The following is a 12,871-nucleotide window of genomic DNA, read 5'->3' on the forward strand; positions in this document are numbered from 1 at the left end:
TTGCTTGCACCAGCCCTCCCGGTCCTGGATAGTCGCCCGGCACCATGGCAGACCTGGCCAAGACACCCCTCCACGGCGCCCACGTTGCCGCCGGCGCCAAAATGGTCGACTTCACGGGCTGGCACATGCCCGTGCAGTACAGCGGGATTCTCAAGGAGCACCGGGCGGTGCGCAGCTCCGTCGGCCTGTTCGACGTCTCGCACATGGGCGAGATCGACTTCGCCGGCCCCCGCGCCCTCGAGGCCGTGCAGCGCCTGGTGACCAACGACGTCAGCAAGCTCGTCGACGGCCAGGCGCTCTACACCGCGACCTGCCGCCCGAGCGGCGGCATCGTCGACGACTGCATCGTCTACCGCCGCGGCGCCCAGGAGCTGCGCATCGTCGTCAACGCCTCGAACATCGCCAAGGACGAGGCCCACTTCCGCGAGCACGTCGGCGGCTACTGCGAGATCGTCAACCGCTCGGCGCAGACGGCCCTGATCGCCGTCCAGGGTCCGCAGGCCCGGGAGCTGTGCGCCAAGCTCGGCGGCGAGTCCCTGCTCGCCATCGAGGGCTTCCACTTTGGCCCGGGCCAGATCGCCGGGCACCCGGTCATCGCCGCGCGCACGGGCTACACCGGCGAGGACGGCTTCGAGCTGTTCGTCGAGTACGCCGGCGCGACCCCAGTGTGGGAGGCGCTCATCGAGGGCGGCGCGACCCCCTGCGGCCTGGGCTCCCGGGACACGCTGCGCCTCGAGGCGCGACTGTGCCTCTACGGCAACGACATCGACGAGACCACCACGCCCTACGACGCGGGCCTGGGCTGGGTCGTCAAGCTCAAGGCCGGCGACTTCGTCGGCCGCGACGCCCTCGTCGCGCAAAAGGCCAAGGGCATCGAGCAAAAGCTGATCGGCTTCGCCATCGAGGGCAAGGGCACGGCCCGCCCGGGCTGGGACATTCGCGCCCTCGACGAGGACGGAAGCCCCGGCGACGCGGTCATCGGCCGGGTGACCTCCGGCGGCCCCGCGCCCACCGTGGGCGGCTCCATCGGCATGGGCTACGTGCCCAAGGCCATGAGCAAGGCCGGCACCAAGATCGCCGTGTGCAGCAAGCACAAGTCCCTGCCCGCGACCCTGGTCAAGGGCCCCTTCTACAAGCGCCCCCAGTAGTCGCCCGCAACCCACTCGCCCAACGCCCAGCCAAGAGAGACCTGCCATGAGCCTCCCCGAGAACCTGTCCTACACCAAGGAGCACGAGTGGGCCCGCCGCGAAGACGACGGGACCATCATCGTCGGCATCACCGCTCACGCCGTCGAGCAGCTCGGTGACATCACCGCCGTGACCCTCCCCGACGTCGACGACGAGGTCGATGCCGGCGAGCGCTTCGGCGACATCGACTCGGTCAAGGCCGTGTCCGACCTCTACGCGCCCATCGCCGGCAAGGTCGTGCGCGTCAACGAGAGCCTCGAGGACGAGCCCGAGCAGATCAACGACGACCCCTACGGCAAGGGCTGGATGGTCGCGATCACGCCGAGCGACGCCGATGCCTTCGGCGCGCTGATGAGCGCCGCGGACTACGCGAAGCTCATCGCAGAGGGCTGAGAGCTTCCACAACCCGACCCCGCGAGCAGCATCCGGCACCGGCTGGGTGCTGCGCTTCGTTTGGGCCGCGAGCGGAGCGCGCAGGCCTGACGCTCCGGCGTCGATGCTGATACCTTCTCGACCATGGATGACGCCCTCGCCATCGAGCCGAAGCTCGATCCGAGCCTGGCCGAGTATCGGGCTGAGTACCCCATCCTCGAGACCACGACCTACATGAACTCGAACAGCATGGGCGCGATGCACCGGGACACCGGCTTCGCCCTGCGCGAGTACACCGAGACCTGGGCCGTCGAGGGCGTCGAGGCCTGGGACAGCTGGCCGGCGCTCATCGACGAGGTCGCCGACACGGCCGCGCAGTTTTGGAACGGCGGGAAGGGCAACACCACCCTCGGCGAGAACGTGGCCACCTTCCAGGCCCGCGTCGCCACGGCCCTCGACTACAGCGAGCGGCCCAAGGTGGTCATCGAGGAGCTGATGTTCCCCAACGTCATCTACGTGTGGGAGCGCTTTCGTCGGCTCGGCGTCGAGCTCGAGCTCGTGCCCAGCGAAGACGGCATGCACATCCAGACCGAGCGCATGCTCGAGGCCATCGACGAGCGGACCAGCTTGGTGTCCATCTCCCACGCCGTCTACGTCTCGGGCGCCCTGCTCGACGTCGCGGCGATCTGCGAGCGCGCCCACGAGGTCGGCGCGCTGGTCATGTGCGACGTCTACCAGACCGCCGGCGTGCTGCCCATCGACGTCCAGGCCTGGGACCTCGACATCCTCGTCGGCGGCAGCCACAAGTGGCTGTGCAGCGGGCCCGGGACCTGCTTTTTGTGGGTCAAGCCCGAGCTGCGCGACCGCCTGGCGCCGATGACCACGGGCTGGATGGCCCACCGCGACCCCTTCGAGATGGCCCCCGCGCCCATCGACTACGCCGAGGGCCCGTGGCGCTTCGTCGCCGGCACCCCCTCGGTGCCCGCCTACTACGTCGCCCGCAACGCCTACCGCAACCTGCTCGAGATCGGCCCGGCCCGGATCCGCGCCCACAACCTCGCGCTGTGCCAGCGGGTCATCGACCGGGCCCAGGCCGCCGGCTTGACCGTCCACTCGCCCCTCGAGCACTCGGCCCGCACCGGCTTCGTCGCCGTCGACTTCCCCAACAGCCAGCAGGTCAGCCGGGCGCTCATCGAGGAGCACTACAAGCACGACTGGCGCCCCGGCTGCGGGCTGCGGATCGGGCCGCACTTTTACAACACCGAGGCCGAGGTCGAGCGGATGATGGACCGCATCATCGCGCTCGCGGCCAAGGTCTGAGCCTCGGCTGACGCGGCGCCTCAACGGCGCGCGTGGACGAGGTCGTGCTCGATGAGCGAGCGCGCCATGGCGACCACCGCCGCCTTGGGGTCCCGCGGCTCCCACTGGAACACCCGCTTGGCCTTGGCGCAGCTGACGTTCTCCCGCTCGCCCAGCTCCTCGACGGCGTAGCGCACCGTCGAGTCGAAGCGGCCCAGCGCGCGCAGGGCCCAGTCGGGGATGCGCCGCTGGGGGATGCGCCAGCCCTCGGGGCCGAGGTGCTCGGCCAAGGCCGCGGCGATCTCGACCATGGACATGTGCTCGAGGGCGAGGATGAAGCGCTGGCCCGCGGCCTTGGGCTTGGCCAGGGCGCGGACGTGGAGCTCGGCGACGTCGCGGACGTCGATGGGCGCCCAGCCAAGGTTCGGCACGCCGGGGACCTCGCGGGCGAGCAGCTTGCGGACCGGCTCGGCCGAGGCGCTGACGCTGCGCGGGTGGAGGAGCGGCCCGAACACCATGCCCGGGCACATGGTCACCAGCTCCAGGCGCAGGTCCTGGACGAAGCCCCACGCCGCGCGCTCGGCCAGGACCTTGCTGCGTTGGTAGGCCGAGCAGCGCTCGGGGATGGACCAGCTGTCTTCGTCGTAGACGACGCCCTCGTCCCGGGGGTGCCCGCGGTCGATCGCCGCGGTCGAAGAGGTCAGGACCACGCGCTCGGTGTCGGGGGTGCGCGCGGCGTAGCGGAGCACCCGCGAGGTCCCCTCCCGGGCCGGCCGGACCAGCGCGTCGGGGTCGGCGATGTAGCGCCCGGGCACCGGCGAGGCCACGTGCAGCACGTAGCGACAGCCGGCCATGGCCTCGTGCCAGCCCTCCTCCTCGAGCAGGTCCGTGACCGCGAAGTCGAGCTGCTCGACGCTCCGAGCCTCGGCCTCGGCCTCGCCGAAGCTCGGGACCATCGCCCGCCTCAAGGTCGCGCGCAGCTCCTCGGCGCGGCCCCCATCGCGCAGCGTCCCCCGGACCGCGTAGCCCTGACGCAGGGCCTCGAGGGCGCAGTGCAACCCGATGAAGCCGGTGACGCCGGTGATCAGGACGCGGTCCACGTCCCCCGAGTATAGCGGCTTACTTTAGCCGTCGTGGACGACGCCACGCCCTCCCTGCCCCACGTCCACGACTCCTTTAGCCGTCGTGGACGACGCATCAGCTTTGGACTTCGGGCTCCGCGATCGGAACGAGGCGCGAGCGCATGAACGCGACGCGCTCGTCGAGGGTGCGCTCGGGCGCGCCTGGCAATTCGACCATCGCCTTGGCCAGCACGCGGTAGCGCCCGGTCATCAGCAGCACCCAGATCAGGAAGAAGTCCAGGCCGCGGAACACGATCGCGTCCTTCTCCCCGTAGAGCGCCTTGTTGGTCTCGAACTCCCCCGGGTAGTCGCTCCAGTGGCAGCGCGCCTTGACGTGGTGATGGATGTGGTAGCCGTCGTTGAAGCAGCGCCGGTTGTAGCGCGACTCGATGCAGGTGATCGAGTTTCGGTACGCGCACTCCGGGTGCGCGGGGTCGACGAAGGCGTGCTGGGCCCAGTTGCCGGCCATCATCAGGGTCCGGACCATGAGGACGGGGATGATCCACACCACCAGCGTGGCTCGCCAGTCCACGAACACCGCCATGGCCACGACCAGGCCCCAAAAGCTCAGCTCGCCCACGAGCACCCGGCGCGCCATCTTGGGCTGATCGCGGTCGTAGAAGTAGCGCGGCAGATCGACGACGGTCATCGCCATGAAGCGGGCGTAGTAGCGCAGCCAGTCGCCGAAGCGATCGCGCTGGAAGGGCAAGGTCGTGCTCAGATCCCGGTGCAGGTTGTTCTCCGGGTGGTGCATGCCCATGTGGTGGCAAAAATAGGTCTGCGGGGTCTCGCCGAAGAAGGGCCCGAGCAGCCACGGGATGACCTGGTTCAGCGCCTTGTACTCGCGCCGAAACAGGATCCGGTGCGAGGTGCAGTGCAGCATCAGGATGAAGCGATCGAGGGTCCACAGCGCCCAGATCAGCAGGTAGGCCGCGGCGGCCGCCCAAAACCACGGGCCCGTGAGCACCAGCTTGCTCAGGGGAAAGAGCGACAGGCCCAAGGCGATGGTGACCGCGCAGGCGACCATCAAGTGGACGAAGGGCAGGTCCCGAGGGTCTCGGATCATGCGCAGGGCCAGGCGGTCCCAGGGCGCGGGGCGCTCGGGGAGGATCGGCGGCCCCGGGTCGGGTCGGGCGGTCGCGGCCATCCGACGCACGCTAGCAAGCAGCCTCGATCCCAGACATGGGGGCGGGGGGGCTCGGGCCGTGACTCAGCTCGCGCTCAGGCCATGGCGCGGGCCTCGCGTCCCCCCTCGCTCAATCCCCATGGGGCTGCTTGCGGACCTCGAAGCGGCGCTCGCTCCCGTCGAGGACCGGCAGCGGGGGCTGCTCCGGATCGATGAGCCACTTCAGCTCGTCGAGCTCTTCCTCGATGTTGCCCTCGGCCCGACCCGCGTCCGCGCCCTCGACATCGATGTCGTTGCGCTCGATCCCAATCTGGATCTCGCGGTGGCCGTCGGGGCGGTCGCGGACCTTGACCACGACCTCGTCCTCGTCGAAGCCCTGGGCGTAGAGGCGCACGAGCAGCTCCTCCCGGGCCGCCTCGACGTCGGCCTCGCTCAGCGCGAGGTGGAAGGTGCGGTGCGCGAGGCGGCGGGCCCAGACGGTCTCGACCGCGCCCTCGAGGGGCCGCTCGATGACCTCGACGTCGGCGAGCAGCTCGGGGAACTCGGCGCGCAGCTCCTCCTCCAGGACGCCGTAGGGCAGGTCTTCGCCCCACAGGCGCACGGCCAGGCGGGTCGAGCTCGCCTCCACCCCGCCCCGCTCCGTGCGGACCTCGTGGACCATCATGTCGACGCGCTCGGCCCCGCTGGCCTCGGTCAGGAACTCGGCCATGGCCTTGGCGGGCAGCTCGGCGTGCTCGCCCTCGACGGTCAGCTCCACGCTCAGGCCGAGGTCGACGGCGTAGCTCGTCGGGACCACGCAGGCCGCGAACACGGCGAGCACGGCCACGCCCGCGACCAGGGCCAGGCGCGCGCTCGCGGCGAACCACGCCAGGCCCTGGACCAACGCCAACAGCCCGCCCTCGCCGTCCGCGGGGTCCCGATCTTCGAAGCAGCCCGACCACATCCCGAGCAGCTCGGCCTCGAGCTCCGGCGTGGGCTGAGGGATCTCGAGGGGCTCGCCGTCGAGGGGACGACGCTCGTGGAGCTCGCGCAGCAGCGCGTCGAGTTCAGATGGCATGGCGCACCTCCTCCGACTCGAGGCTGGCCGGGCTCAGCGCTCGGTCTTGCTGGGCCGTCCGCTCGCGCAGGTCTCGCAGCGCCCGGGACAGGCGCTTGCGCACCGCCGCCTCGCTGATGCCCAGGAGCTCGGCGATCTCGCGGTGGCGCAGGTTGTCGCCGTAGCGCATCGCGATGAGCTGGCGGATCTCGACGGGCGCCTGGGCCAGGGCCGCGTTGACCCGCGCGAGCCGCTCGTTGGCGAGCAAGCTGGCGAGGGGCTCGTCCTGGCCGTGGAGGCCGTCGGCGACCTGCTCGAGGGCGACGGGTCGCTTGCGCGCGCGGTAGTGATCGATGACCGCGTTGCGAGCGATGCGCAGCACCCACGGCCGGACCTGTCCGCGCTTGGGGTCGAAGTCCGCGAGGTGCTCGACGACCCGCCGAAACACCTCGGCGACGAGCTCCTCGGCGTCCGCCCGCGAGTCCACGCGCCGGGCGATGTAGCGCGCGACGAGCGGGTGCAGCTCCCGGTACAGCCGCGTGAACGCCCGCCGATCCCCCCGCACGGCGCGCCACACCAGGCGCGCCAGGGGGTCACGGGCGTCGAACAGACTCATCTCCCGACCCTACGCGAGGAGCGAGGATCCGTGACCGAGAAATCTCAAAAAGGTGTTGGCACAGGCGCAGGAGCGAGCCTAGCGGAACAGGCGACTCATGGACTCGAACCAGCCGGGCTTGCCCACGAGCTGCTCGAGCTCGCCGTCGTCGAGGTAGACGCCGCCGCACGAGAAGCACTTGTCGACCTTCACGCCGTTGAACACGACCTCGTGGAGCTCGGCCCCACACTTGGCGCAGCGCATCCAGTGCAGCTCCTTGAGGCGCTCGCGCTCCTCTTCGGCGAGCTCGGACTGGCGCTTCTTGACGGCCTCGCGCTTCTTCTCGATCTCCTGGCGGAGGAAGTACTCCTCTTCGGACTCCGTTTGATGGGACATGCTGAAACTCGCTGGGGTTGGGTGGTCAGTTGGGAGGTGAAACTCAGCCGGCCGGCTCGGGGGCGGGCTCGGGCGTGGGATCGGGTTCGGGCGCCGGGGCGGGCGGCTCGGGCTTGGGCTCGGCTCCGCCCCCTGCCCCGCCGGGCTTGTGCTTGTCGAGGTAGCTCTTGGCCGCAGCGTTGTTGGGATCGACGGCGAGCAGGCGCTCGTAGAGATCCACGGCGCGCTTGGTCGAGCCGACCTTGGCCGCGGCCTTGGCCGCGCCCCTCAGCGCCATCTTGTTCTTGGGCGACTGCTCGAGGGCGCGGTCGTAGAACTGGTTGGCGCGGCTGTTGTTGCCCTGGGCGGCGTAGCCGTCGGCCATGCACACGAGCACGTCGAGGTCGTTGGGCTTGATGTCGAAGGCGCGCAGGAGCAGCTTGAGCCCGGCGTCGGCCTGACCGGCCGAGACCTTGTCGCAGCCGCGGGTGACGAGGCCGTCGAAGCCACCGCCGCCGCCGCCGCCGCCACCTCCCCCGCCACCATCGCGCTGCGGGCCGGGGACGGGCGGCGCCTTGGCGATCTCGGCCCCGCCGGTCTCGCCCTCGCCGGTCTCGCCTCCCGCCTCGGTCTCGCCCTCACCGGTCTCGCCCGCGGCAGCATCGGCTCCCGCCGTGTCCAGCGAGCCGCCGCTCATGGCCACGCCGATGATCGAGTCCGTCGACAGGTTGAGCATGCGCTGCACGGCCGCCTGGGAGCCGGTGTCGTCCCCGGCGCGGCGCAGGGCCAGGGCCAGCACGCCCTCCGCCAGGGCGCTGCGCGGCTCGACCGCTTGCAAGCCCGCGATCAGCCCGGTCGGGACCTTGGCCTTCGGGTCGCGCCAAAGCTCGGCGCCCGCGACGATGAGCGCCGCTTCGCTGTCCTCGGCGGGGATCATCGGCGCGACCTCGACGATGTCGCGTCCGCCGGCCAGGCGCGCGAAGGCCCGCAGCTCCGTGAGCCGCGCGGCGTCGGGGGCCGAGTCGAGGGAGTCGACGATGTGCTGGCCGTGGACCTGGTCGTCCTCGGCCCGAGACGCGTAGTCGCTGCGCTGCTCGGCGTCCTGGGCGACGGCGGCGGACAGCTGGTAGGCGAGGCTGCGGCTGAGCAGCAAGTCCGCGAGGGCGAGCTTCATGGTCGCGGCGGCTTCGCCCGTGGGCCCGCCGTCGACGGCGCGCTGCAGCGCCGCCTCGGCCTGGGCGAGCTCCTTCAAGCCGAGCCTGGCGGTCGCGGCTCGGGCCGCGTCGACCTCGGCCGAGGCCACCACCGAGCCCTCGTCGCCTGCGCCCTCCGCCCCAGCCTCGGCGCCCGAGCTCTGGCCCAGGTTGAGCAGCCGTTCGCGGATGCTGGGCACGCCGAACATCAAGCCGACGGCGGCGACGAGTCCGAGCACCGCGAACAACCCCGGCCCGAGGCGACGGCGCTCTTGGCTGGCCTCCGCCGGCTCGGCCACGGGCTGCGCCCCGCCGCGCAGCTCGCGATCGTCGAGGTCGAGCTGGAGCTCGCCGTCGTTGGGCTCGCTGCCCCAGGAGGTCGGACCGTCGACCTGGACGGGGATGTCGAAGCCAGACTCGAGCTCGGGCTCTCGGTCGCGGCCAGAGCCAGAGCCAGAGCCAGAGCCAGAGCCAGAGGCTGCGCCTGCGCCCAGGTTGGGGGCCGGCACGACCGAGGCCGCCGAGCGGGCCGTCGCTGGCGGTGCCGTCGGCTCGACCTCCGGCTCGACCTCCGGCTCGATGTCAAAGTCGGACTCGAGCCCGAGCGCCGCCGCTGGCGACACCGTCTCCGGGACGGGCTCGGGCGCCGCCGGAGGCGCTGGCGGGGGCATGGCCGGCGGCGCGAGGGTGACCGGCTGGGCGATCTCGGGCAGCGCTTCGAAAGCCGAGAAGGCCCCCGCGAACTCGGGCATGTCGCCCAGGCGCACCCACTTCTTGCCCGTGCGCGAGACCTCGTCGTCGGGGTGCATGCGCCCCTCGTCGATCCACTCGCGCAGCGACGCGACGTCGGGGGCCGTGAAGGTGGAGCCGTCCGTAGTCCGGATCTGCCAGTCCTTGACCCGGTGCGCCCCCTCCTCGACCACGAACACGTGGCTGCACACGGAGCAGCGCACGCTGACTGGGCCCGCGCCCAGCTGGCGGCCGTCAAAGCCGAACTCGGTGTGGCACTTCTCGCAGCGAATGACCATTCGCGCTCCGACTCTAACGCCCGAGCCCGAGCATTTCCACCACTCAATCGCCGGGCTTCAGCCGACCAGGGCCAGGATCGTCCCGACGACCCCGACGAGGGCGATGCCGATGACGGTCCCGAAGTAGCGCATGGCCGGCGCGACGCCTTCGACGACGACCTCGAGGCCGGCCTCGGCCTTGCAGTTGGGGCAGGCCAAGCCCTCGCCGTGCCCGCTGTGCTCGCCGCCGTCTTCGTCGGCGCCGGAGCTCAGGGCGGCCCCGTCGAACTGAGTGTGGCATTGGCTGCACACGTAGCGCATGCCATCGGCGTACGACGGCGCCGGGGGGGTGTCAAGCGCAGGAGCTTCCGGGGCCGAGATCCGCCTTTACGGGGCCTTCACGCCCCAGCAAAAGCCGCCCCTGCGGCCCTGTGGCACCATGGTCGATGTGCGGATCCTGCTGATCGAAGACGACGAGAAGCTCGCCGAACGCACGGCCGAGTACCTCCAGTCCCACAAGGCCACGGTCGAGATCGTCCCCGACGGCGAGCGGGGCCTCGAGCGCGCGGCCTCCGGCGAGCACGAGCTGGTGCTCCTCGATCTCATGCTCCCCGGCATCGACGGCCTCGAGCTGTGCCGCAAGCTCCGGCAGCGCTCCAAGGTCCCGGTGATCATCTTGAGCGCCCGCGGGGACGAGGTCGACCGCATCGTGGGCCTCGAGGTCGGCGCCGACGACTACATGCCCAAGCCCTTCTCTCCGCGCGAGCTCCTCGCCCGCATCCGCGCCGTGCTCCGGCGCCACTCGGCCGCCCAGGGCGACGACGAGGACAGCGTCACGACGGGCCCGCTCGAGATCGATCGCGCCCGGCGGACCGCGACCATCGCGGGCGCGAGCTGCGAGCTGACGGCCTACCAGTTCGATCTGCTGTGGCTGCTCGCGACCCAGGCCGAGCGCGTGCTCAGCCGCAATCAACTCCACGCCCAGGTCCGGGCCCTGCGGGGTGAGCCGGCCATGGACTTCGACCCCACCGTCGACCGGTCCATCGACGTCCACCTGAGCAAGATCCGTCAGGCCCTCGACGCCGCCTCCCCGGGCCGGGGCGCCGCGATGATCAAGACCGTCCGCGGCGTCGGCTACGTGCTCTCGCCCCAGGGCTGAGCCCCCGCCACGACCCCCGAGACCGCGATGACCAAGCCGCCCCCCGACGCGCGCCACTCGACCCTGGGCGGCCGCCTGTTCGTGCGCATCTACGCGACCTTCGTGGTCTCGGTGCTGCTGTTCACCGTGCTCGCCGCGGGCTTCGTCGCCTTCTCCTTCTCCCGGGAGCAGAGCCACGTCGAGGCCGTCGTCCAGCGCATCCAGGCCGAGGAGGAGGCCCTGCTGCTGCGCCTGCAGTCCGGCGATCTCGCGGGCGCCCTCGAGGACACCCGCGCCCTCGGGGACGAGCTCGACAGCCACATCGTGCTCTTCCCCCACGAGCCGCCCCCCCACGACGACCCGCACCACGACGGCCGCAAGCCCAAGGCCCGGCCCAAGTTCAGGAAGAACAAGAACAAGGGCAAGAGCTGGCACAAGGGCCGCTGGGACCACCTGCCCGGGGAGAGCGAAGACGAGCGCGAGGTCCGACACCACGTCGCCCAGCACCTGCCCGCGTCGCGCCCCGACCTCCGACGCCTGCGCGCCGGCTTGCCCGTCATCCACCACCAGCGCCCTGCCCCGCCGCTGATCGCCGTCCCCATCGTCGACGACACCCTGGCCAAGCGCGAGCGCGTCGCCGCCGTGATCATCGCGGTGCCCCAGAAAAAGCCGCGCGCGGGCCTGCTCGTCGGCGCGCTGCTCTTGCTGCTGGCCCTCGCCGGCGGCGCGTGGGTCCTCGCCGACTCCCTGTCCTCGCGCCTGGCTCGGCTCGAGCGCAGCACCGACATCCTCGCCAGCGGCGACCTCAAGCACCGCGCGACCCTCGACCGCGAGACCCCCCGCGACGAGGTCGACCGCCTCGCCGTCGCCTTCAACGAGATGGCCGAGCGCCTCGACAGCCTGGTCACCGGGCAGCGGACCCTGCTCGCCAACGTGTCCCACGAGCTGCGCACGCCCATCGCCCGGGTCAAGGTGCTGATCGAGATCCTCGGCGAGCGCCTCGAGGCCCTCGACGAGGCCCAGCGCGCGGGGGACAGCGCCGACCCCGAGACCCTCGCCCGCCTCAGCCGCGGCTTCTCCGAGATGCAAGAGGACATCGACGAGGTCGAGGCGCTGATCCGCGATCTGCTGACCTCTGGCCGGCTCGAGCTCGGCGGCACCATCGAGCGCGAGCCCGTCGACCTCACCGCCCTGTGCGAGCGCGCCGCGGCCCGCTTCGACGCCGAGCTCGAAGGCCTCGAGGCAGGCGCTGTGGAGATCGCCGGGGACCACCTCTTGCTCGAGCGCTTGCTCAAGAACCTGCTGTCCAACGCCCGCCGCGCGTGCCCCGAGGGCGCGCTGACCGTGCGCGTCTCGACCGCGGGCGCGCGGACGCAGGTCGAGGTCGAGGACGAGGGGCCCGGCATCCCCGCCGACAAGCGCAAGCAGATCTTCGAGCCCTTCACCCGCCTCGACTCGGCCCGCGCCCGGGACCAGGGCGGGGTCGGCCTGGGGCTGTACCTGTGCCGCCAGATCGCGCGAGCGCACGGGGCCACGATCTCCGCCGAAGACCGCCGCGACGGCCGCTCGGGCGCCCGCTTCGTCCTCACCTGGTAGCGACTTTGTTCACGGAGCTCGAGCCGGGGCAGGCTCCTGGTCGGGCTGGCGCCGCCGATCTATGGTCCGCCCGTGCAAGCCCACCAAGCCGCCTTCGTCGATCTGCTGGTCCGCTACGAGGTGATCCGCTTCGGCGAGTTCACCCTCAAGTCCGGGCGCAAGTCGCCCTACTTCGTCAACGCCGGCCAGCTGCGCACGGGCCAGGCCATCGCCGGCCTCGGCCGGGCCTACGCCGCGGAGATTCAGCGGGCGCGGCTGGCCTGCGACCTGGTGTTCGGCCCGGCCTACAAGGGCGTGCCCCTGGCGGTCGCGACGGCCATCGGCCTGGCCGAGCGGGGCCTCGACGTGCCCTACGGCTTCGACCGCAAGGAGGCCAAGGACCACGGCGAGGGCGGCATCTTCGTGGGCACCAAGCCCGAGGCCGGCATGAAGGTCGTGCTCGTCGACGACGTGATCACCTCCGGCCGCTCGATCCGCGAGGCCGTCGAGCTGCTGCGCGAGGCGGCCCCGGACGTGCAGGTCACCGCGGCCATCGTCGCCGTCGACCGCTGCGAGCGCGGCCGGTCCGAGAAGACCACCATGAGCGAGCTGCGCGAGGAGCTGGGCGTCGACGTCCGGGCCATCGTCGACATCCGGGAGGTCGTCGCCTACCTCCACGGCCGCCAGATCGACGGGCGCGTGGTCCTCGACGACGCGGGCAAGGCCGCGATCGAGGCCTACCTGGCCGAGTACGCCGGCCAGGCTTGAATCCAGGGCCCGGGGTGTGGCAACGAATGCCCGACTCCCCTGGGGGCAATGGTCCCATTTCGACGTGTGCTCTCTGGT

The 12,871-nt window shown here is 71.5% G+C and carries 13 protein-coding genes; 6 read left to right on the forward strand and 7 right to left on the reverse strand.

Features of this window, described 5'->3' with window-relative positions; all coding sequences use genetic code 11:
- Positions 1 to 44 precede the first annotated feature (44 nt).
- From gcvT to PPSIR1_RS11115, 3 genes are all read left to right on the forward strand, one after another.
- Positions 45 to 1,148 carry a glycine cleavage system aminomethyltransferase GcvT gene (gene gcvT / locus PPSIR1_RS11105; protein ID WP_006971143.1) on the forward strand — a complete coding sequence of 368 codons (1,104 nt, stop codon included), beginning with the start codon at positions 45 to 47 and terminating at the stop codon, positions 1,146 to 1,148.
- 46 nt (positions 1,149 to 1,194) lie between these two features.
- On the forward strand, positions 1,195 to 1,581 hold the full coding sequence (gcvH, locus tag PPSIR1_RS11110; protein ID WP_006971144.1) for a glycine cleavage system protein GcvH: 387 nt from the start codon (positions 1,195 to 1,197) through the stop codon (positions 1,579 to 1,581).
- Positions 1,582 to 1,704: 123 nt separating this feature from the next.
- Positions 1,705 to 2,880, forward strand: a complete 1,176-nt coding sequence (locus PPSIR1_RS11115) for an aminotransferase class V-fold PLP-dependent enzyme (protein ID WP_006971145.1) — start codon at positions 1,705 to 1,707, stop codon at positions 2,878 to 2,880.
- Between the two features lie 20 nt (positions 2,881 to 2,900).
- Here PPSIR1_RS11115 and PPSIR1_RS11120 read toward each other — a convergent pair whose 3' ends face one another.
- The 7 genes from PPSIR1_RS11120 to PPSIR1_RS11150 all read right to left on the reverse strand — a co-directional run bounded on the left by PPSIR1_RS11120 (position 2,901) and on the right by PPSIR1_RS11150 (position 9,633).
- Positions 2,901 to 3,959 (reverse strand): SDR family oxidoreductase, encoded by a 1,059-nt coding sequence (locus PPSIR1_RS11120; protein WP_006971146.1) that lies wholly within the window; start codon positions 3,957 to 3,959, stop codon positions 2,901 to 2,903.
- Positions 3,960 to 4,056: 97 nt separating this feature from the next.
- The gene (locus PPSIR1_RS11125) at positions 4,057 to 5,127 is read right to left on the reverse strand and encodes a fatty acid desaturase family protein (RefSeq protein ID WP_006971147.1); all 1,071 of its coding nucleotides are present in this window, start codon (positions 5,125 to 5,127) and stop codon (positions 4,057 to 4,059) included.
- A 109-nt stretch (positions 5,128 to 5,236) separates the two neighbouring features.
- A complete protein-coding gene (locus tag PPSIR1_RS11130; RefSeq protein WP_006971148.1) occupies positions 5,237 to 6,163 on the reverse strand; it encodes a hypothetical protein in 927 nt (308 codons plus the stop codon).
- Positions 6,153 to 6,758, reverse strand: a complete 606-nt coding sequence (locus PPSIR1_RS11135; protein WP_006971149.1) for an RNA polymerase sigma factor — start codon at positions 6,756 to 6,758, stop codon at positions 6,153 to 6,155. The genes PPSIR1_RS11130 and PPSIR1_RS11135 overlap by 11 nt, the downstream gene beginning before the upstream one ends.
- Before the next feature lie 78 nt (positions 6,759 to 6,836).
- Entirely contained in the window at positions 6,837 to 7,133 is a 297-nt protein-coding gene (locus PPSIR1_RS11140; protein WP_006971150.1) for a TFIIB-type zinc ribbon-containing protein, read from the reverse strand.
- Between the two features lie 43 nt (positions 7,134 to 7,176).
- A complete protein-coding gene (locus tag PPSIR1_RS11145) occupies positions 7,177 to 9,333 on the reverse strand; it encodes a zinc-ribbon domain-containing protein (RefSeq protein ID WP_006971151.1) in 2,157 nt (718 codons plus the stop codon).
- Between the two features lie 57 nt (positions 9,334 to 9,390).
- Positions 9,391 to 9,633 (reverse strand): hypothetical protein, encoded by a 243-nt coding sequence (locus tag PPSIR1_RS11150; RefSeq protein WP_006971152.1) that lies wholly within the window; start codon positions 9,631 to 9,633, stop codon positions 9,391 to 9,393.
- 118 nt (positions 9,634 to 9,751) lie between these two features.
- Here PPSIR1_RS11150 and PPSIR1_RS11155 point away from each other — a divergent pair, with 118 nt between their 5' ends.
- The 3 genes from PPSIR1_RS11155 to pyrE all read left to right on the forward strand — a co-directional run bounded on the left by PPSIR1_RS11155 (position 9,752) and on the right by pyrE (position 12,793).
- A complete protein-coding gene (locus PPSIR1_RS11155) occupies positions 9,752 to 10,471 on the forward strand; it encodes a response regulator transcription factor (protein ID WP_006971153.1) in 720 nt (239 codons plus the stop codon).
- Positions 10,472 to 10,498: 27 nt separating this feature from the next.
- Complete coding sequence (locus PPSIR1_RS42425) at positions 10,499 to 12,046, forward strand: HAMP domain-containing sensor histidine kinase (RefSeq protein ID WP_006971154.1); 1,548 nt, start codon at positions 10,499 to 10,501, stop codon at positions 12,044 to 12,046.
- Positions 12,047 to 12,118: 72 nt separating this feature from the next.
- Entirely contained in the window at positions 12,119 to 12,793 is a 675-nt protein-coding gene (gene pyrE, locus PPSIR1_RS11165) for an orotate phosphoribosyltransferase (protein ID WP_006971155.1), read from the forward strand.
- The last annotated feature ends 78 nt before the right edge of the window (positions 12,794 to 12,871 follow it).

The organism is Plesiocystis pacifica SIR-1, from assembly GCF_000170895.1.
Taxonomy (GTDB): domain Bacteria; phylum Myxococcota_A; class Polyangia; order Nannocystales; family Nannocystaceae; genus Plesiocystis; species Plesiocystis pacifica.

Excerpts from the sequence above, each read along its gene's own strand:
- PPSIR1_RS11155 (WP_006971153.1), top strand. The coding sequence starts at position 9,752 with ATGGTCGATGTGCGGATCCTGCTGATCGAAGACGACGAGAAGCTCGCC.
- PPSIR1_RS11125 (WP_006971147.1), bottom strand. The coding sequence starts at position 5,127 with ATGGCCGCGACCGCCCGACCCGACCCGGGGCCGCCGATCCTCCCCGAG.
- PPSIR1_RS11130 (WP_006971148.1), bottom strand. The coding sequence starts at position 6,163 with ATGCCATCTGAACTCGACGCGCTGCTGCGCGAGCTCCACGAGCGTCGT.
- PPSIR1_RS11145 (WP_006971151.1), bottom strand. The coding sequence starts at position 9,333 with ATGGTCATTCGCTGCGAGAAGTGCCACACCGAGTTCGGCTTTGACGGC.
- gcvH (WP_006971144.1), top strand. The coding sequence starts at position 1,195 with ATGAGCCTCCCCGAGAACCTGTCCTACACCAAGGAGCACGAGTGGGCC.
- PPSIR1_RS42425 (WP_006971154.1), top strand. The coding sequence starts at position 10,499 with ATGACCAAGCCGCCCCCCGACGCGCGCCACTCGACCCTGGGCGGCCGC.
- gcvT (WP_006971143.1), top strand. The coding sequence starts at position 45 with ATGGCAGACCTGGCCAAGACACCCCTCCACGGCGCCCACGTTGCCGCC.
- PPSIR1_RS11140 (WP_006971150.1), bottom strand. The coding sequence starts at position 7,133 with ATGTCCCATCAAACGGAGTCCGAAGAGGAGTACTTCCTCCGCCAGGAG.
- PPSIR1_RS11150 (WP_006971152.1), bottom strand. The coding sequence starts at position 9,633 with ATGCGCTACGTGTGCAGCCAATGCCACACTCAGTTCGACGGGGCCGCC.
- PPSIR1_RS11115 (WP_006971145.1), top strand. The coding sequence starts at position 1,705 with ATGGATGACGCCCTCGCCATCGAGCCGAAGCTCGATCCGAGCCTGGCC.
- PPSIR1_RS11135 (WP_006971149.1), bottom strand. The coding sequence starts at position 6,758 with ATGAGTCTGTTCGACGCCCGTGACCCCCTGGCGCGCCTGGTGTGGCGC.